The organism is Lentzea californiensis (assembly GCF_024648825.1).
GTDB lineage: Bacteria > Actinomycetota > Actinomycetes > Mycobacteriales > Pseudonocardiaceae > Lentzea > Lentzea californiensis.
Window position 1 is genome coordinate 1,903,605 of sequence record NZ_JANBBE010000001.1, and the last position, 17,865, is coordinate 1,921,469.

The 17,865-nt window shown below is 69.4% G+C and carries 18 protein-coding genes; 11 read left to right on the forward strand and 7 right to left on the reverse strand.

Annotated elements, in window-relative coordinates; translation table 11 throughout:
- Positions 1–71 precede the first annotated feature (71 nt).
- From LX88_RS09830 to LX88_RS09845, 4 genes are read left to right on the forward strand one after another with little or no spacing between them, the layout of a single operon-like run.
- Complete coding sequence (locus LX88_RS09830; protein ID WP_258947410.1) at positions 72–410, forward strand: PadR family transcriptional regulator; 339 nt, start codon at positions 72–74, stop codon at positions 408–410.
- Positions 395–1,087, forward strand: a complete 693-nt coding sequence (locus LX88_RS09835; RefSeq protein ID WP_258947411.1) for a permease prefix domain 1-containing protein — start codon at positions 395–397, stop codon at positions 1,085–1,087. The genes LX88_RS09830 and LX88_RS09835 overlap by 16 nt, the downstream gene beginning before the upstream one ends.
- Complete coding sequence (locus LX88_RS09840; RefSeq protein WP_090065655.1) at positions 1,084–1,392, forward strand: DivIVA domain-containing protein; 309 nt, start codon at positions 1,084–1,086, stop codon at positions 1,390–1,392. The genes LX88_RS09835 and LX88_RS09840 overlap by 4 nt, the downstream gene beginning before the upstream one ends.
- Positions 1,376–1,936, forward strand: a complete 561-nt coding sequence (locus LX88_RS09845) for a DNA-3-methyladenine glycosylase I (RefSeq protein ID WP_258947412.1) — start codon at positions 1,376–1,378, stop codon at positions 1,934–1,936. Before LX88_RS09840 ends, LX88_RS09845 begins: the two co-directional genes overlap by 17 nt.
- Positions 1,937–2,024: 88 nt before the next feature.
- On the opposite strand, the gene LX88_RS09850 is transcribed toward LX88_RS09845, so the two are convergent.
- The gene (locus LX88_RS09850) at positions 2,025–2,810 is read right to left on the reverse strand and encodes an enoyl-CoA hydratase-related protein (protein WP_258947413.1); all 786 of its coding nucleotides are present in this window, start codon (positions 2,808–2,810) and stop codon (positions 2,025–2,027) included.
- A gap of 10 nt (positions 2,811–2,820) precedes the next feature.
- Positions 2,821–3,618: a PaaX family transcriptional regulator gene (locus LX88_RS44205; protein WP_090065657.1), complete on the reverse strand. Its 798-nt coding sequence runs from the start codon at positions 3,616–3,618 to the stop codon at positions 2,821–2,823.
- 370 nt (positions 3,619–3,988) lie between these two features.
- Between LX88_RS44205 and LX88_RS09860 the strand changes: the two genes are divergently transcribed.
- The 3 genes from LX88_RS09860 (at position 3,989) to LX88_RS09870 (ending at position 7,388) form a co-directional block, all read left to right on the forward strand.
- Positions 3,989–4,156 carry a DUF3117 domain-containing protein gene (locus tag LX88_RS09860; protein ID WP_084402065.1) on the forward strand — a complete coding sequence of 56 codons (168 nt, stop codon included), beginning with the start codon at positions 3,989–3,991 and terminating at the stop codon, positions 4,154–4,156.
- A 140-nt stretch (positions 4,157–4,296) separates the two neighbouring features.
- Entirely contained in the window at positions 4,297–5,709 is a 1,413-nt protein-coding gene (locus LX88_RS09865; protein ID WP_258947414.1) for a leucyl aminopeptidase family protein, read from the forward strand.
- A 164-nt stretch (positions 5,710–5,873) separates the two neighbouring features.
- Positions 5,874–7,388 (forward strand): amidohydrolase family protein, encoded by a 1,515-nt coding sequence (locus LX88_RS09870; RefSeq protein WP_258947415.1) that lies wholly within the window; start codon positions 5,874–5,876, stop codon positions 7,386–7,388.
- On the opposite strand, the gene LX88_RS09875 is transcribed toward LX88_RS09870, so the two are convergent.
- Positions 7,370–8,263: a LysR family transcriptional regulator gene (locus LX88_RS09875; RefSeq protein WP_258947416.1), complete on the reverse strand. Its 894-nt coding sequence runs from the start codon at positions 8,261–8,263 to the stop codon at positions 7,370–7,372. The genes LX88_RS09870 and LX88_RS09875 overlap by 19 nt on opposite strands.
- Positions 8,264–8,315: 52 nt before the next feature.
- On the opposite strand from LX88_RS09875, the gene LX88_RS09880 reads away from it, so the two are divergent.
- Entirely contained in the window at positions 8,316–9,545 is a 1,230-nt protein-coding gene (locus tag LX88_RS09880) for an MFS transporter (protein WP_258947417.1), read from the forward strand.
- 16 nt (positions 9,546–9,561) lie between these two features.
- Here the strand turns inward: LX88_RS09880 and LX88_RS09885 are convergent, their stop codons facing one another.
- The gene (locus tag LX88_RS09885; protein ID WP_258947418.1) at positions 9,562–10,923 is read right to left on the reverse strand and encodes a hypothetical protein; all 1,362 of its coding nucleotides are present in this window, start codon (positions 10,921–10,923) and stop codon (positions 9,562–9,564) included.
- A gap of 130 nt (positions 10,924–11,053) precedes the next feature.
- The gene (gene glgA / locus LX88_RS09890; protein WP_258947419.1) at positions 11,054–12,205 is read right to left on the reverse strand and encodes a glycogen synthase; all 1,152 of its coding nucleotides are present in this window, start codon (positions 12,203–12,205) and stop codon (positions 11,054–11,056) included.
- A gap of 88 nt (positions 12,206–12,293) precedes the next feature.
- On the opposite strand from glgA, the gene glgC reads away from it, so the two are divergent.
- Positions 12,294–13,508, forward strand: coding sequence for a glucose-1-phosphate adenylyltransferase (gene glgC, locus LX88_RS09895; RefSeq protein WP_258947420.1), 1,215 nt, complete (start codon positions 12,294–12,296; stop codon positions 13,506–13,508).
- A gap of 19 nt (positions 13,509–13,527) precedes the next feature.
- On the opposite strand, the gene LX88_RS09900 is transcribed toward glgC, so the two are convergent.
- Complete coding sequence (locus tag LX88_RS09900) at positions 13,528–15,660, reverse strand: SdrD B-like domain-containing protein (RefSeq protein WP_258947421.1); 2,133 nt, start codon at positions 15,658–15,660, stop codon at positions 13,528–13,530.
- Between the two features lie 215 nt (positions 15,661–15,875).
- Entirely contained in the window at positions 15,876–16,508 is a 633-nt protein-coding gene (locus tag LX88_RS09905) for an O-methyltransferase (protein WP_258947422.1), read from the reverse strand.
- Between the two features lie 219 nt (positions 16,509–16,727).
- Between LX88_RS09905 and sigE the strand changes: the two genes are divergently transcribed.
- Positions 16,728–17,309 (forward strand): RNA polymerase sigma factor SigE, encoded by a 582-nt coding sequence (gene sigE, locus LX88_RS09910; protein WP_082374044.1) that lies wholly within the window; start codon positions 16,728–16,730, stop codon positions 17,307–17,309.
- Positions 17,306–17,839 carry a zf-HC2 domain-containing protein gene (locus LX88_RS09915; protein ID WP_258947423.1) on the forward strand — a complete coding sequence of 178 codons (534 nt, stop codon included), beginning with the start codon at positions 17,306–17,308 and terminating at the stop codon, positions 17,837–17,839. Before sigE ends, LX88_RS09915 begins: the two co-directional genes overlap by 4 nt.
- Positions 17,840–17,865 lie beyond the last annotated feature (26 nt).

Here is a 17,865-nt window from a genome sequence, read left to right on the forward strand (position 1 = left end):
ATTTCAGGGCTGACCCTGACCGAAGATTTCAGGGACCGTTCCCGGGGCGCACATCGGTAGAGTCGCTACGCATGAAGCCCGACGCGCTACGCGGCCACCTCGACGCGTTGCTGCTGGCCACGCTCGACGGTGTGCAGCTGCACGGCTACGCGATCATCGAAGCGTTGCAGCAGGGCAGCGGGGGTGCGCTGGACCTGCCCACGGGCACCGTCTACCCGGCGCTGCGCAGGCTCGAACGGGCCGGGCACGTCAGCAGCGACTGGAGCACGGTCGGCGGCCGCAAGCGCCGCACCTACGAGCTCACGCAGGCGGGGCAGCGCGCGTTGAACGCCGAGCGCGACGCGTGGCGCGAGTTCACGACGGTCATCGACGGGGTGCTGGGAGGTGGGGGCAAGTGGGCGCAGACGTGATGGACGCGGACGTGGTCGACCGGTACATGACCGAGCTCGGCTCACGGTTGCGGGGCTCGAAGAAGCAGGTCCGCGAGCTGCTCACCGAGACCCGCGACAGCCTCGCCGACGCCACCGAGGCGCACGTGGACCGCGGGCTCACCGAGCGCGAAGCCCAGGAGCGCGCGGTCGAGGAGTTCGGGCCGGTGCGCGAGATCGCCAACGAGTACCAGGCCGAACTGGCCGTCGCGTACGGCACGCGCACGCTCGTCTGGCTCGCGATCGTGCTGCCGTTGATGCACATGGCGTGGGAGTACGGCCGGATGCTGCTCATCGGGCCGTGGCAGGACTTCGGTACCAGGCCGCCGGCCTGGTACCTGTTCGTCGCCCAGGCCAACGACCTGACCAGTGGCATCGCGTCCGGCGTCGCGCTGGTGGCGCTGGTGCTGGGCCGGGTCCTGGCTCGCAAGTACGACACGAAGCTGCTGGCGAAGGCCGGCGCGACCATCGCGCTCCTGGCCGTCGCCGCGGTGCTGCTGGGCAACCTCGCGATCATCCTGGCCACCGCGCACGTCGACGCGTCACGGCTCGTGCAGTCGTTGCCGATGACCATCGCGAGCCTGATCACCTGGATCGTGATCGTTCGTCTCGGTCTGCTCGCTCGCCGCTGCCTGAGCTGTGCCACGATCGTCGTGTGACCAACGCCCTGATCTACCTGATCGTGATGATCGCCGTCGCGGCAGTGGTGTTCCTGCTCGCGGCGTTGGTGTTCGGGCGCGGCGAGGAGCTCGCGCCGCTGCCACCCGGAGCGTCGCCCACGCGGCTGCCGTCCGACGACATCACCGCGGAGGACGTCCGCGAGCTGAAGTTCCAGCAGGTCTTCCGCGGCTACAAGATGACCGAGGTCGACTGGGCGTTGCAGCGGCTCGCGACCGAGGTCGAGACGCTGCGGGCGCGTGTGCGCGAGCTCGAGGAGCTGGAGCCGAGTGAGCACCGGGCTTGAGCTGATCTCCCGTTGTCCCTGGGGCGACTCGACCCCGGACTACGCCGAGTACCACGACACCGAGTGGGGCGTGGAGCTGCACGGCACGCCGGAGCTCTACGAGCGGATGTCGCTGGAGGCGTTCCAGTCCGGGCTGTCGTGGATCACGATCCTGCGCAAGCGCCCGGCGTTCCGCGCGGCGTTCGGCGGCTTCGACCCCGAGCTGGTCGCGAAGTTCGGTCCCGCCGACGTCGAACGGCTGATGGCCGACGCGGGCATCGTCCGGAACCGGCTGAAGATCGACGCCGCGATCCACAACGCGCGGGTGATCGTCTCGGAGGGCGTCGACCTGGACGCACTGCTGTGGTCGTTCGCGCCGGCGGGCCACGTGCGGCCCGCCACGTTCGCGGACGTCCCGGCGATCACGGACGAGTCCAAGGCGATGGCCAAGGAACTGAAGAAGCGCGGCTTCAAGTTCCTCGGCCCCACCACGTGCTACGCGCTGATGCAGGCGACCGGCATGGTCGACGACCACATCGCGACCTGCTTCCGCGCCTCAGCTTGATGGCATCCGGGTTGATGAGGGGAGCTTTCACAAACCTCAGGTTTGTGAAAGCTCCCCTCATCAACGTCCGGGGCCCGGCGCGGGGGCGCTAGCGCCCGCTGAACTTCGGGGCGCGCTTGTTCACGAACGCGTCGACCGCCTCGCGGTGGTCCTCGGTCGCGCCGCAGTCGGCCTGGGTGCGCCGCTCGGCCTCCAGCGCGTCCTCCAGCGTCCCGTCCGCCGCCGCGGCCAGCGCTTCCTTGATCTTCGCGTAGGCCGTCGTCGGTCCGGCGGCGAGCTTCGCGGCCAGCAGGTGCGCGGTGGACCGCAGCTCCTCGTCCGGCACGACCTGGTTGACCATGCCCACCCGCAACGCCTCCTCGGCGCCGACGGGCTGGGCGAGCAGCATCATCTCCATCGCGCGGCCGTGACCGATCAGCCGCGGCAGCGTGTAGGACGCGCCGGAGTCCGCCGTCAGGCCGACGTTCGCGAAGGCCATCAGGAACTTCGCCGACTTTCCCGCGATGCGCAGGTCCGCGGCGTAGGCGAACGACGCGCCCGCACCGGCCGCGCTGCCGTTGACCGCGGCGATCACCGGCTTCGGCATGCCGATCAGCTCGCGCACGATGGGGTTGTAGTGCTTCTCGACGGTGTGCAGCGGCGCCGGATCACCGGCCTGCAGCAGGCCGATGTGCTCCTTGAGGTCCTGACCCGCGCAGAACGCCCTGCCCGCACCCGTGATCACCACCGCGCGCACCGAGTCGTCCGCCGCCGCCTCCCGCAGGGCGGCGAGGAACGCCTCCTTCAGCGTGACGGTGAAGGCGTTGAACGACTCGGGGCGGTTGAACGTGAGCGTGCGCACACCATCGGCGTCGTCGACGAGGAGCTCGGACACTGGACCTCCATCAAGCTGTGGAAACGTTGCGCACCGGCCGCAGGCACTCGTCGACGAAACGACTCGTGCCCGGTGCCAGCCGCAGTGTCTGTTCGTCGAAGAACGACGCTGCCGCGTGCCCCGGCCAGTCCGGTGGCAACAGTTCAGCAGGAAGACCGGGATCGCGGAACAGGAACTTCCGCCACGCGTGCAGCAGCTGCTGTGACGCTGCGAACGCCGCCGCGTCGTCCGTTTCGTCCACAACGGACACCGTCTCGTGCCAGTGCGCGACGAACGCGGCGTAGTCGCGGCCCAGTTCGGCCAGGTCCCACGCCTTCGCCGCGAGCTCGGCGTCGCCACCGTCGTGTGAACCGTGAAAAGTTCGTGCCGCGACCTCCTCGGCGGCCAGCACGTCGGCCAGCTCCGGCGACGGCCGGGGAGCGATCCACGTCACAGGACCGAGTGCGCCATAACCGAGCAGTTGCAGCTCCGAGGCCAGGTGGTCGCGCGAGTCACGGCCGGGCATCTCCTCCAGCACCACCACGTGCCAGCGACCGTCCCACGTGGACGGCCCGGTGCGGTAGATGCGGGCGGCGGCCTCGTCGAGCCTTCGTTCCCCGCGAGGTGTCATGGCATATCCGGGCCCGTCAGGCAGCCGCGACGGCTGCAACCAGCCCTGCCGGACGGTGCGCGACACGGCCGTGCGGACGGCCGGCGCGGCGAAACCGAGGGGCTCGAGCAGCCGGACGAGCGCGGCGATGGTGGCGGCCCCACCGCGCTCGCGCAGGTGGCCGCCGTAGACGTCGAAGAGCGCGGAACGGGCTCGCACCCGGCCCAGTCTGTCACGACACGGCCAAGGCCGTGCCGTGTCGGTCCGGCCGCGACAGCCGCAGCCGAGGGGCCCGGAGGCGGCACCGCCGGGACACCCGAATACGCCCGGTATGAGGGCGTCCCGGCGGCACCGCCTCCGGGCCTCTCGCCTGTGGCTCCCATCGACCGGACCGGCACGACACGGCCTACGTGCCCAAAGTGTTGCCTTGTCGTGAAAACAGGTGTTGATCAGGCACAAGCCAAGATCGACAACTGTCACCCGGACTCGCCAAAAGATCGGTTCGGTTTCGCCCCTGAGTCGCCATAGGGGAGAATGGAGCAGATCCGGCCTGGCCGGACGGGGAAGATGTTGACGGAGGGAGCACGCGATGGCGGCCATGAAGCCCCGGACCGGCGACGGTCCCCTCGAGGTCACCAAGGAGGGACGCGGCATCGTCATGCGCGTGCCGCTCGAGGGTGGTGGGCGCCTCGTCGTCGAGATGTCGGCGGACGAGGCCAGCGCCTTGGGCGACGCGCTGAGGGCCGCCGCCGGCTGAGGCATCCCGGCGAGGAAGCAGTGTTGAGCCCCGGTTTCCACAGTGGAGACCGGGGCATCGCTTCGTTCTCGCACCAGGTGAGAATGAACGGTCGTTAATGCAATAGGGGAGGTCCAACCGTGGCGTCGACGGTGCCGTCAGTGCCAACCAAGCTCGTGGACGTCGAGGTGGCCACCGCCGCACGCCGCGACGTTCCGGCGGTCGTGCTCGTGTCCACGGGACCGGCGCTCGGACCGGGCGGCGACGGCATCGACGTCTCCGGCCTGACCGGCAAGGCCGGCGAGGCGGTGCGGCACGACGAGACCTGGACGCTCGGTGTCGGCACCGGCTCGCTCGCGGACTACCGCGCGGCAGGCGCCGCTCTCGTGCGGGCGCTGAGCGGCGAGGACGCGCCCAAGACCGCCGACGTCCTGCTGACTCCCGACTTCGACGCCGCCAACGTGCGCGCGTTCGTGCTGGGCGCGGCGCTCGGCGGCTACCGCTTCAAGGTCACCGGCGAGGAAGCCCCGAAGCGGGTCGGCTCGTTGCGGCTGATCACGGCCGACGACGACGGGTTCGAGGAGGTGCTCACGTCGGCCGCGTTGAAGGCCCACGCGCTCGCCACCGCGACGGCGCTGACACGGGATCTCGCCAACACGCCGTCCAACGTCAAGGACCCGCGCTGGCTCACCACGACCGCCGCCAGGCTGGCGGACAGGGTCGACGGGCTCAGCGCCACCGTGCGCGACGAGAAGTGGCTGGCACAGCAGGGCTTCGGCGGCGTGCTCGCGGTCGGCGGCGGATCTGCCCGCCCGCCGCGGTTCCTGGAGCTCACGTACGGCACCACCGGCCCGCACCTGGTGTTCGTCGGCAAGGGCATCACGTTCGACACGGGCGGCATCTCGGTGAAGCCCGCGGACGGCATGCACCTCATGCGCACCGACATGGCGGGCGGTGGCGCGGTGATCGGCGCGCTGCTGGCCGTGGCGCGCAGGAAGCTGCCGGTCAGGGTCACCGGGCTCGTGCCGTGCGCGGAGAACCACGTGAGCGGCTCGGCGTACCGGCCGGGCGACGTCGTGCGCCACTACGGCGGCGCGACCACCGAGGTGACGAACACCGACGCCGAGGGCCGCATGGTCCTGGCCGACGCGCTGGCGTACGCGGTGAAGAACCTGGAGCCCGACCTCCTGGTGGACGTGGCGACGCTGACCGGCGCGATGAAGGTCTCGCTCGGCCTGCGCACGGGTGGCGTGTTCAGCCCGTCCGCCGAGCTCGCGGCCGAGGTCGTCGAGGCCGGTGCGAACGTCGGCGAGCAGTGGTGGCGGATGCCGCTGCTGGAGGAGCACGTGAGCGCGGTCGCGAGCGAGATCGCGGACTACAAGCAGTGTCCGCCCGGCCCCGGTGGCATCACGGCGGCGCTGTTCCTGCAGAAGTTCGCGGGCGACGTGCCGTGGGCGCACCTCGACATCGCCGGCCCGGCGCGCTCGGAGAAGGTCTACGACGAGGTCGTCGCGGGAGCCACCGGCTTCGGCGCGCGGACGCTCGTCGAGCTGGCTGAAAAATATTCGCGTTAATCCCTACTAACTACCCATACGAGACGGCGAAGTTCCACGGCATGATGTGAGCGCCTTCACACCGTCGTAGAGGAGCGCTCGTGTTACTCCGCCTGGCTCTCGCCGTCTCGTTGGTCCTAACGGCCCTAAGTCCTGCCACCGCGAGCACGCCTTGGTGGGAACCGGTGGCGCGGCCGGCGGTGGACTCGCAGATCAACGTGACGGGCGAGCCCTTCAAGGGCACGGACGGCCAGGGCAGGGTGCGCGGGTTCGTCGACGCGCACAACCACCTCATGACCCACGAGGGCTTCGGCGGCAAGCTGATCTGCGGCAAGCCGTTCTCGGAGCAGGGCATCGCGGACGCGCTGAAGGACTGCTCCGAGCACCACCCGGCGGGTCTGGGCGCGATCTTCGAGGCGATCGTGACGGGCGACCTCGACGGCCACGACCCGGTGGGCTGGCCGACGTTCAAGGACTGGCCCTCCTCCACCACGGTCTCGCACCAGCAGAACTACTACGCCTGGCTGGAACGGGCGTGGCGCGGCGGCCAGCGCGTGCTGGTCCAGGACCTGACGAGCAACGCCACGCTGTGCGTCATCCACCCGTTCAAGGACAAGCCCTGCGACGAGATGCAGTCGGTCCGGTTGCAGGCGCAGCGCACCTACGAGCTGCAGGCGTTCGTCGACAGGCAGTTCGGCGGCGCGGGCAAGGGCTGGTTCCGCATCGTCACGTCGGCCGAGCAGGCCCGTGACGTGATCACCCAGGGCAAGCTCGCGGTGGTCCTCGGCATCGAGACCTCCGAGATCTTCGGCTGCCGGACGTTCCTCGACATCCCGTTGTGCAACAGGGGCGACATCGACCGCGGCCTCGACGAGATGTACGCGCTCGGCGTGCGCAGCGCGTTCCTGTGCCACAAGTTCGACAACGCGCTGTGCGGCGTCCGGTTCGACTCGGGCACGCAGGGCGGCGTGATCAACGCGGGCCAGTTCCTGCGCACCGGCCAGTGGTGGCAGACCGAGCAGTGCAAGGGCCCGCAGCAGGACAACCCGATCGGCACCGTCGGCCCGAACGCGCTGGTCCCGGCCTCGGCCGTCGCGCCCGCGTACGACCCGGCGAAGCGGTGCAACGTGCGCGGCCTGACGTCACTGGGCGAGTACGCGGTGCAGGGCATGATGCGCCGGCACATGATGATCGAGATCGACCACATGAGCGTGAAGGCCGCCGGTCGCACGCTGGACCTGGCCGCCCAGGCGCGCTACCCCGGCATCGTCTCCAGCCACAGCTGGATGGACGCCCAGTGGACCGAGAAGGTCTACGGGCTCGGCGGGTTCATCGCGGGCTACGAGAACAGCCCCGAGGGGTACGTCGCGCAGGCGGCCGCCGCGGAACCGTTGCGGCGCAGGTACGACGTGGGCATCGGGTTCGGCTCCGACTACAACGGCGTCGGTGCGCACCCGGCACCGCAGACCGGCGTGACCTACCCGTTCCGCACCTACCCGGAAGGCCCGCTGGTCGACCGGCAGCGCACCGGTGAACGCGTCTGGGACATCAACGTCGACGGCGGCGCGCACATCGGCCTGCTGCCGGACTGGGTCGAGAAGGTCCGCCAGCTCGGCGGCGACCAGCTGGTCCAGGACATGCTCGGTGGCGCCGAGTCGTACCTGCGGACGTGGTCGGGCACTCAGCGCTGGACGCCGTGAGTCCGGAACGCGTGGTCGCGGAAGGCCCGGACGGCGGGCGGCAACGGGTGGTCCCTGAGCCACGCCAGCCCGAAGACGCGGGCCGACCGCGGCGACAGCGGTAGCTCGCGAAGGCCTGGCGGTGGAGTGGACTCGGCGTGCGTGAGGATCGCGACGCCGAGCCCGGCCGCCACCAGGCCGCGCACGGTCTCGATCTCCTGGCTCTCGAACGCGATCCGAGGGGTGAGGCCCGCTTTCGCGAACATGTCGTCGGTGATCTGCCTCAGGCCGTAGCCGTGCTCCAGCAGGATGAGGTCCTCGTCGACGAGATCGGCGAGCCGGACGACCTCGCGCGAGGCCAGCCGGTGGGCGACCGGGGCCACGACGATCAGCTCCTGCTCGAAGATGACCACCGACTCCACCTCGGGTTCCTCCGGCGGCGGAGCGACCAGCGCGAGGTCGATCTCGCCTTGCAAGAGCTTCTCGACCACGGTGTAGCGGGCGTTCTGAACGAGGCCGAACCGCACGTGCGGGTGCTCGGCGCGGAACCCGCGGACCAGCTCGGGCACCACGGACCGGCCGAGCATGTGCAGGAACCCCAGCACGACACGGCCCTTCTCCGGGTCGAGCTCCTCCTCGACCTCGCGCAGACCGGGCTCCAGCGCGGTCAGTGAGCGCGTCGCGGCCTCGGCCAGCAACCGGCCCGCGCGGGTGAGGCGGACCCGGCGGCCGGTCTTCACCAGCAGCGGCGCGCCGAGCTGCTCGCCGAGCTCGGCGATCCAGCGGCTGACCGTGGGCTGGGGGAGCCCGAGGCGTTCCGCGACGCGAGTCACGTGCTCGTCGGCGGCAAGCGCTTTCAGCACCGCCAGCTTCGGTGCCAGATCCAATTCGTCCACGGATCGATTTTGCCGCATTTCCGTATTGGACGTATGGCTTAGCGTCAGATGCGTGACCAGGTTGACCGCGTCCATCGCCGCTTCGGGGTTCGCTTGCTTCGCGCTGCTCTACACCCCGCAGGCGGTGATGCCGCAGATCGCCGCCGAGTACGGGCTGGGACCGGGCAGCGCGTCGCTCGCGCTCTCCGCGGCGACCCTGGCGCTCGCGGTGGTGGTCGTGCCGATCGCGATGCTGTCCGAACGGACCGGGCGCCGGGCGGTGATCGTGGTCAGCGTGCTGGTGGCGGCGTTGCTCGGCCTCGTGCTGCCGTTCGCGCCGAACTACGAGGTGTTCCTGGTCCTGCGGGTGCTGCAGGGCGTCGCGGCGGCCGGGGTGCCCGCGGCGTCCATGGCCTACCTCGCGGACGAGCTGGACAAGGGGAAGCTCGGCGCCGCGATGGGCGCGATGATCGCGGGCAACAGCCTGGGCGGCATGTCGGGACGGCTGGTCACCGGCATGACGTCGGACTGGCTGGGGTGGCGCGGCTCCGTGCTGCTCGCCGGCGTGTTCGGGCTGGTCGCGGCCCTGGTCGTGGTGTTCTTCCTGCCGAAGGCCCAGCACCGGCCGAAGCGGGCGCCCAACGGCATGAAGGCGGCGCTGAAAGACCCCGTGCTGCTGTCCATGTACGTGGTCGCGGTGTTGCTCGTGGGGACGTTCATCTCGTTCTACAACGTCGCGGGCTTCCAGCTCTCCGGCCCGGCGTGGCTGGAGACGCTGGTCTTCCTCTTCTACGGCTTCGGCAGCACCGCGGCGGCGTTCGCGGGCAGGCTGGCCGACCGGTTCGGCCGCGGCAAGGTGTTGCTGCTGTGCATCGGCGTGCTGGCTCTCGGTGCCATGGCGAGTCTGGTGTGGGTCCCGCTCGGCCTGGCGATCGTCACCGCCGGGTTCTTCGCCTCGCACACCACGGCGAGCGGCTGGGTCGCCGCACGCGCTCCCTCGCACGCCCGCGGCCAGGCCTCAGGGCTCTACCTCGCCGGGTTCTACGTCGGCAGCAGCATCGGCGGGACGTCCGGCGCCACCGCCTACGAGGAGTGGGGCTGGAGCGGATTGGTACTGGTGCTCCTGGGCTGGCTGGCGCTAGCAGCGATGCTGGTGGTGTGTTCGCAATCCTCGCCGGTCAATTCCGCGCCCAGTGGGGCATCTCGCGGCACCGCCCCCACGCCCCCATATGCCCGATATGAGGGCGTGGGGGCGGCACCGCGAGCTACCCGCCTGGACACGAAATGGACCGGCGAGGGTTAGCGAACACACCACCGGCTCAGAACTCCAGGGCGAGGGTGGCGCGCGAGTCGACCGGCGCGATGGTCGTCCTGCCGAGGCGCGGCAGGTCCAGCAGCCCGTCGACCATGCCGGCCGAGACCGAGCGGGTGTCCGCCGGGACCTCGACGACGATCGCGAACGGCAGCGGGCCGCCGTCGTAGCGGGCGCCGACCTGCCGGGCGGCCGAGCCGTCCGGCAGCGTGACGGTGATCAGGTCCTTGGTCCACAGGCCGCCCGCGGTGTCGGGCAGGTCGCCGGTCGCCTCGATCCGCACCTCCAGCAACGCCTTGTCCGGCGCGGAGATCGTGGCCACGTCGTACTGGCTCTCGCCGAGCTTGACCGGGCGCTGGCGGCCGAGCCTCACCCCGGTGATCTTCAGGCCGAGCTCCCGGTCGTTGAACCGGATCTTCTGCGTCTGCTCCGTGAACTGGGCGGGGGCGGAGGCGCGCGTCAGCACCTGCGGCGGGTTGCCGGAACGCTTGCCGGACGGGACCTCGGCGCGCTGTTCCAGCGACTTGGCGCCGAGCGTGCCGAGCGTGATGTGCTCGGCGCCCTCCTGCGGGTCGGGCACGGTGTAGACGACGAAGACCGAGCCGGCGGCCGGCAGCCGGTCGGCCGGGAGGACCTGGCGCTTGCCGGGGACCTCCAGCGCGAGCTCGGACGGCTGCGGGGCGAACCCCTGCCAGTTGGTGCGGTGGAAACCGCTGTCCGTCTCGTTCAGCTTCTCGACCTTCATCCGCACCACGCGCAGCCGTGACCCGGTCTCGGCGCGCAGCGTGCCCTCCGAGGTGAACCAGATGTCCGGGTTCGCCCAGCCGGTCACGGCGGTGCCGAGCAGGTCGTCGCGCAGCTTGATGTCGGCGTCACCCAGCCCGAGCTCGTGGTTCGAGCGCTTGCCGTCGTCGGGCAGCACGGCCAGGAAGTCGCGTCCGGCCGTCAGGTCCTGCTGCTTCGACGGGTCGAACTGCTTGCCGTCGGTGCGCACGAGCGTCCCGCTCGGCGTGCTGCGGTTGCCCTTCTCGGGTACCTGCGGCGACTGCACTTCGTAACGGACCTCATCATCCGTCTTGGTGACTTCCTTGAGCGGCACGGGCACCCAGTCGGTGCTGGCGCCGGTGCCGGGGACCTGGACCGGTCCGCACCACAGCCGCTTGTCGACCTCGGACTCGAGGCCGGTCTTCGCGAACCAGCAGCTGACCGCGGCGGCACCGGCCCGTGCCACGTAGCCGTAGTCCAGCGTGTACGCGAGCTGCGCCTCGGCGGTCGCCTGCAGTTCAGAGGCATCGGCGAGCTTCTTGCCGTCCATCGTGAGCTGGACCGCCGCCGGTTGCGCGGTGGGAGCTGTGGCACATCCAGTCACTGCGAGGAGGACCGTCAGACCCAGCACCGCACAACGCACAGTCCTCGCGCCCCTCACCAGTTGAAACCGAAACGTCACTACTGGTTAAAGGCGGCGCTCACTCTTCAGGGTTGCCCCGGACGAGTGTGGCTCAAATCACACTGCGGTAGACCTCGACGGTTTGCCCGGCCATCGCGGACCACGAGAACTCCAGCTCAGCGCGGGTGCGTCCGGCGGCTCCGAAGCGCTTCGCGCGCTCGGGGTCTGTGATCAGTTCGTTGATCGATTCCGCGAGCTGGAGTCGATATGTCGACAAGTCATGCTCGTCGTAGTGGACGAGGAGGCCCGTCTCGCCGTGCACGACGACCTCGGGGATGCCGCCGACGTCACTCGCGACGACCGCGGTGCCGCACGCCATCGCCTCCAGGTTCACGATGCCCAGCGGTTCGTAGACCGACGGGCACACGAACACCGCCGCGTGGCTCAGGATCTGCCGCACCTCGGCCGGTTGCAGCATCTTCTGGATCCAGAAGACGCCCGGCCGCGACTGCGAGAGCTCGCTGACCGCCTGCCTGATCTCCTCGGCGATCTCCGGCGTGTCCGGCGCTCCCGCGCACAGCACGATCTGCGCGTCCGGGTCGATCTGGTGCGCGGCGGCCACGAGGTGGCTCAAACCTTTTTGCCTCGTGATCCTTCCCACGAAGGCCACGATCGGCTTCGTGGGATCGATTCCACGGGACGTCAGGGCGTCCGATTCGGTGACCGGGTGGTAGGCGTCGCTGTCGATCCCGTTGCGCACGACGTGCACCCTCGCCGGGTCGAGAGCGGGGTAGGCGTCGAGCACGTCGGCCCTCATGCCCTCGCTCACGGCGATGACCGCGTCGGCGTGTTCGTACGCCGTCCGCTCCGCCCAGGAGGAGATCCGGTACCCGCCGCCGAGCTGCTCGGCCTTCCACGGCCGGCGCGGTTCCAGCGAGTGCGCCGTCACCACGTGCGGGATGCCGTGCAGGAGTTTGCCCAGGTGACCGCCCATGTTGGCGTACCAGGTGTGCGAGTGGACCAGCGTGGCAGTGGAGATCGCCGAGGCCATCTCCAGGTCGACCGCGAGGGTCGTGAGAGCCGCGTTCGCCTGCTCCAGGCTGTGCGGCGGGTTGTGGGCCGTGGCGTCCGATCTCGGTGCACCGAAGCAGTGCACGTCGACGTCCACGAGCTCGCGGAGATGGGGCACGAGGAATCCCACGTGCACGCCAGCCCCGCCGTACACCTCTGGCGGATACTCCCGGGTCAAGAGCGCTACTCGCACGCACCCACCGTAGATCACGGCGGTACTTGTTGGGACGAACCGCTTTGCGTCTGGTTCGAGAACGATCGCACGGATAGGGTCACATACCGTGAAGGGGCAGCCGCACGTTCTCGGAATTGTGCTTGCCGGTGGTGAAGGCAAGCGCCTGTGGCCACTGACGGCGGACCGCGCGAAACCGGCTGTGCCCTTCGGGGGCAACTACCGGCTGGTCGACTTCGTGCTGTCGAACCTGGTCAACGCCGGGCTCGCGAAGCTCTGCGTGCTGACGCAGTACAAGTCGCACTCGCTGGACCGCCACATCTCGACCACGTGGCGCCTGTCCAATGTGCTCGGTCAGTACGTGACACCGGTCCCGGCCCAGCAACGCCTGGGCCCCCGCTGGTACACGGGCTCGGCCGACGCGATCTTCCAGTCGCTGAACCTCGTCCACGACGAGAAGCCCGACCACGTGGTCATCTTCGGAGCCGACCACGTGTACCGGATGGACCCCGGCCAGATGATCTCGCAGCACGTCGAGTCGGGCGCGGCCGTGACCGTCGCCGGCATCCGCGTGCCGCGGAACGAGGCCAAGGCGTTCGGGTGCATCGACAGCGACGCCTCGGGGAAGATCACCCGGTTCCTGGAGAAGCCCTCCGAGCCGCCGCACGTGCCGGACGACCCGGACGTGACCTTCGCGTCCATGGGCAACTACATGTTCACGACCGAGGCGTTGCTGGACGCGCTTCGCGGGGACGCGTTGAACCCCGACTCGGACCACGACATGGGTGGCGACATCATCCCCATGCTGGTGGACCGCGGGAAGGCGCACGTCTACGACTTCCAGGACAACGACGTGCCCGGTGCCACTGATCGGGATCGCGGGTACTGGCGGGACGTCGGGACCATCGACGCCTACTACGACGCGCACATGGACCTCGTTTCGGTCCATCCGATCTTCAACCTGTACAACCAGTTGTGGCCTATTCGGACCGCCACTCCTCCCATGCCTCCGGCCAAGTTCATCGCCGGTGGGTCTGCTGAGGACTCCATGGTGGGGCCCGGGTCGATCATCTCCGGGAAGATCCACGGGTCTGTGATCTCGTCCGACGTGACCGTCGAGGTCGGGTCGGTCGTGCAGGGCTCTGTGCTGTTGCCCGGAGTTCGGATCGGCAAGGGTGCTGTGGTTCGGCGGGCTATTTTGGACAAGAACGTCGTTGTGCCTGATGGGGCTTTGATCGGTGTGGACGCGCCGATGGACCGTGAGCGCTACACGGTCAGCGCCGGTGGCGTCACGGTCCTCGGCAAGGGCGTCAGGGCTTACTGATCGAACGGTCGTGCCGGGCTCAGCACCCGGTCAGCTTGACGTCGTCCTGCCCTTCGAACCGGCGGCCGTCGGTCGTGCGGCCCATCAGGGTCGCCGTCGTCATGCCACAGGTCAGGCCAGTCTTCGTGGTGTCGAACTGGCACACCAGGTCGGCCAGTCCGTCGTCGTTCACGTCCTCACCGGCTGATCCACAGCGGACGAGGCTCTGCTCCAGACCGGTGGCGCCGAAGGTGAGGCTGGTCCGGTCGACCTGCGTGACGGCGTCGAACTCCGTCGTCGACAGGACCGCCACCGGGACGAGGCCCTCCTTCTTCACGTTGATCGAGCTGGGGAAGCTGCGCGGCTTCACGTCCGGCGGCACCCACGAGATCGAGCGGGCGTCGTTGGTGCGGTCGGTGTCCTCGGGGTGCGGTTCGTCCGCGATCACCACCGCACCGGTGGACAGCAGGTGCCTGCGGCTCTCCGTGCAGGACACCGTCCAGTCCTTGGTGAACGTCGCGGACGCACCGGCGCCGAGGACGTGCGCCTGCTGCTGGCCGGTGTCCGGCGAGACCGTGCAGTCCGCGGGAGCGCCGAAGGTGACCGTGGTCAGCGTGTGCACGGCGTCGGCCGGGCCGGCGTTGGCCACGGTGACCGTGCTCGTGCAGTCGAACGCCTGAGTCCGGTACTGGCGCTCGGTGCAGGTCAGCCGCAGGTCCGCCACCGAGAGGTCGGTGCGCTCGAACACCTCGACGCGGCCGGTCGCCGTGCCGCTGTTGTTCGCGCCGTCGGGGTCGATGACGTGCAGGTGGCCGAGCACGGCCTCCGAAGACGCGGTGAAGTCGTGGTAGCTGCGGTTCGCGCAGGTCACGTCCCACTTCGACGAGACGGTGACCGGGCTGGTGAACAGCGAGGTCGCGTGGCTCGTCGGGCCGTCCGGGGTCAGCGCGCAGTCCGCCGGGCCGGTGAGTCCGAGCCGCACGTCGGTGTCCGCAGGGCCGTGGTCTCCCATGTTGACCGCGACGGCGGTGACGGTGCATTCGAACTGGTCGCGGACGTAGGTGCGGGTCACGCAGTCGAGCCGGGTGCTGTCGATGCCGACGTTCGCCTCGTCGATCACCGCGATCGTGGCGCTCGTGGTCCGGTGGTTGCTCGCCGGGTCCGGATCGGTGACGCCGGGGGTGGTGACCGTCAGCGCGTTGTGGAACGTCAACGGGTGGAAGCTCGGGTCGAGGCAGGTGACGCCGACCTCGAAGACCACCTCGACAGGCCTGCCGAGCGTGAGCTGTCTGATCGCGGGCGGTGGGGTGGTGAACGAGCAGTCCGGCGGACCGGAAGCGGAGATCGCGTCCTGGACCTCGATGACCGGGGCGGGGCCGCGGTTCTCCAGCAGCGCGCGGACGCGCAGGGCGTGGCTGGTGTCGGCGGTCATCTCGGCGGGCGGGTCGACGACGTCGAAGGCGACCTTCACGGCGTCGGCCTTCGTCTCCACGTTGCCGAAGTCGCGGCCCCCGTACTTGGTGCTGGCGGCGCCGATCGGCACGTGCACGGCGTGGCGTTCGGTGCTTGAGGTACGAGTCCAGTCGGCGCGGTTCTCCTCGGTGACCGCGTAGTCGCCGGGCAGTTGGCCGTTCAGCCGGAACTCGTAGTAGCCGTTCGCGTCAGTGGTTCTGGTGTCGACCGCGCCAGTGCCCTGACCTGCGTCGGAGCGGTCGCGGTGGAGGGTCATCGTCCAGCCGGCGAGGCCCTGCTCACCGGCGTCGCGGACGCCGTTGCGGTTCGCGTCGTGGTACTTGTGGCCGCTGATCACCGGCACCGGCTTGCCGGACTTGTTCTCGGAGAAGTTTCCGCAGGCCAGCGCGATGAAGCTGCCTTCGTACGACAGGGTGTGCAGGGTTACGGGGTTCTCGTCGAAGGAGCCGACGACGGGGTGGTAGTTCACCGCACTCGGTTGGCAGGGCGTGTAGAGCTGCACGTTGCCGACGCAGCCGGACCATCTTTCAGTCGCGGAGTGGAATTGTCGCTGCTGCTCCGGTGCGTACCAGAGGAAATTGCGGTCGAACCCGCGGTCCACGTAATAGTCCGCGAACCTCAGGACGTCGGCCCTGGTGAGTTCGTGGTGGATGCCTGGATCGATGATGTACGTGGGCCTGCCGCAGCTGGAGTCGACCATGTCGTCACCGTTTGCCCAGCAAGGGTCGTCAACAGCGACGGCGGGTGTGGTCAGCCCGATGATCGGTACGAAGGCAGCCGCGAGTGCGGCGAGAACTCTTGTTGGTTTCACCTGAGCCCCTTTCGGGGAATTGACCGTCCCCGACCCTGCGGAGGACATGTCGAATGGTCGCGAAGCGTTGTTACCGCTTCACTCAGGTGGGCCAACCGGCTTTCTTATGGACGCCGCGCCGCCACGAGAAGGCCGTCGCCCAGCGGGAGGATCACGGGCACGAGGCGGTCGTCCTCCTTCACGAGGCGCGCGATGTCCCGCATCGCCTGAGTCGACTCGTCCCGCTTCGTGTGGTCCACGACGGCGCCGTGCCAGAGGACGTTGTCGAACGCGATCACGCCGCCCGGGCGCAGCATGCGCACGCCGTGTTGCAGGTACTGCGGGTACTCGGGCTTGTAGGCGTCCACGAAGACGAGGTCGTACGCCGCGTCGGTCAGGCGGGGGAGCACGTCCAGGGCCTTGCCCATGATCAGGCGGGTTCTGGACGGGGAGATGCCGGCCGCCGCGTAGGCCTCGCGGGCTGCCCGTTGGTGGTCCGAGGCCACGTCTATCGAGGTCAGGACGCCTGACTGTGGCATGCCCGCCAGGAGGTAGAGGCCGCTGGTGCCCGCTCCGGTGCCGATCTCCACCACAGCGCGGGCCTGGAGTGCGGTCGCGAGGAACCGCAGGGCGGCGCCTCCGCCCGCGCCGATGGGCACGCAGCCCAGTTCCTGGCCGCGTGCTCGTGCTGCCAGGTGCACGTCGTCCTCGGGGAGGTACTGCTCGACGTACTCCCGCAGGGCCGATTCCGTGGTCACGGTCTAGCAGGTTAGTGCCATCTCTGCCCAAAACGGGTGAACGTGGCCCGAACCAAAATTCTCAGGGTGCTCTCAGCCCACTCTCACGATCGTTTAAAGGGAGCAGGAGAAGGTACAGAGGCAGGAAGCCAGGCTCTAGTCGGGAACAAGCCGGACCCGTCGCCCGTTGAGCCGCATAAGGGTCGCCGGGCGGCCCACATGGAGGTGCCGAAACACCTGATGCGCACGCAGTCGAGTTCTCCGGAGGCCGTCGCGCCCATCGAGACGGCCGACTGGACGCCGCCCTCGTGGGACGCGATCGTCCGTGAGCACGCGGACAGGGTCTACCGGCTCGCGTACCGCCTGACCGGCAACCAGCACGACGCAGAGGACCTGACGCAGGAGACGTTCATCCGCGTCTTCCGGTCGCTCGCGTCGTACAAGCCGGGCACCTTCGAGGGGTGGCTGCACCGCATCACCACCAACCTCTTCCTGGACATGGCACGCCGACGCAGTCGCGTGCGCATGGAGGCGCTGCCCGAGGACAACGACCGCCTCGAGGGTGACGACCTGTCCCCTGAGGAAATCTACGACGAGAACCACCTGGACCCCGACCTGCAGGCCGCGCTGGACGAGCTCCCGCCGGAGTTCCGTGCCGCCGTCGTGCTCTGTGACGTGGAAGGCCTCTCCTACGAGGAGATCGGCGCCACTCTCGGGGTGAAGATGGGTACGGTGAGGAGCAGGATCCATCGGGGCCGCCAGGCTCTGAAGGTCGCGCTCGAACGCCGTCGTCAAGAATCGTTGCTGGAGGACTCTGCATGACCGACCTCCGAGGTTGGGGCCTGCCTGAGCAGCATCTCTTGCCGGATGCCGTGGTCGCGTTCGTGGACGGGGAACTGTCCTCGACCGCGCACGAGCGCGCGTCCGCGCATGTTCAGCGCTGTGGCTTCTGCGCGTTCGAGACCTTCACCCAGCAGCAGGCGCGCTCCGCCGTGCGCACCGCTTCGGCGCCCACGGCGTCGGCGTCGCTGCTGGACAGGCTCGGTGCGATCCCTCAGGAGGTCGAACTGCCGTCCGCTCCGGACGGGCTCGCCATCACCGAGGACGGTCAGTTCGTCGCTGTGCAGCGCACGGACAAGCCCGCGTTCGGTGCCGGGCCCGTGCTGGGTTCGTCCAGACCGCTCGGCAGCAACGGCTGGTTCAGCGGCCGTCGTGCCCGCCAGGGTGCCGGTGTCGTCGTCAGCGGCATGTTGCTGAGCGCGCTCGCGTTCACCACGCCGGAGAGCGAGACGCCCGCTCCCGCGGTTCCGGTTCCGCAGAACGCCGGCGCGGTCTTCGCGACCACCCCCTGACAGTCATTTCACTGTTCGTCAGGCAC

Coding starts and splice junctions, on each gene's coding strand:
- LX88_RS09830 (WP_258947410.1), top strand. CDS start 72: ATGAAGCCCGACGCGCTACGCGGCCACCTCGACGCGTTGCTGCTGGCC.
- LX88_RS09860 (WP_084402065.1), top strand. CDS start 3,989: ATGGCGGCCATGAAGCCCCGGACCGGCGACGGTCCCCTCGAGGTCACC.
- LX88_RS09900 (WP_258947421.1), bottom strand. CDS start 15,660: ATGGTCGACTCCAGCTGCGGCAGGCCCACGTACATCATCGATCCAGGC.
- sigE (WP_082374044.1), top strand. CDS start 16,728: ATGCGCACGCAGTCGAGTTCTCCGGAGGCCGTCGCGCCCATCGAGACG.
- LX88_RS09915 (WP_258947423.1), top strand. CDS start 17,306: ATGACCGACCTCCGAGGTTGGGGCCTGCCTGAGCAGCATCTCTTGCCG.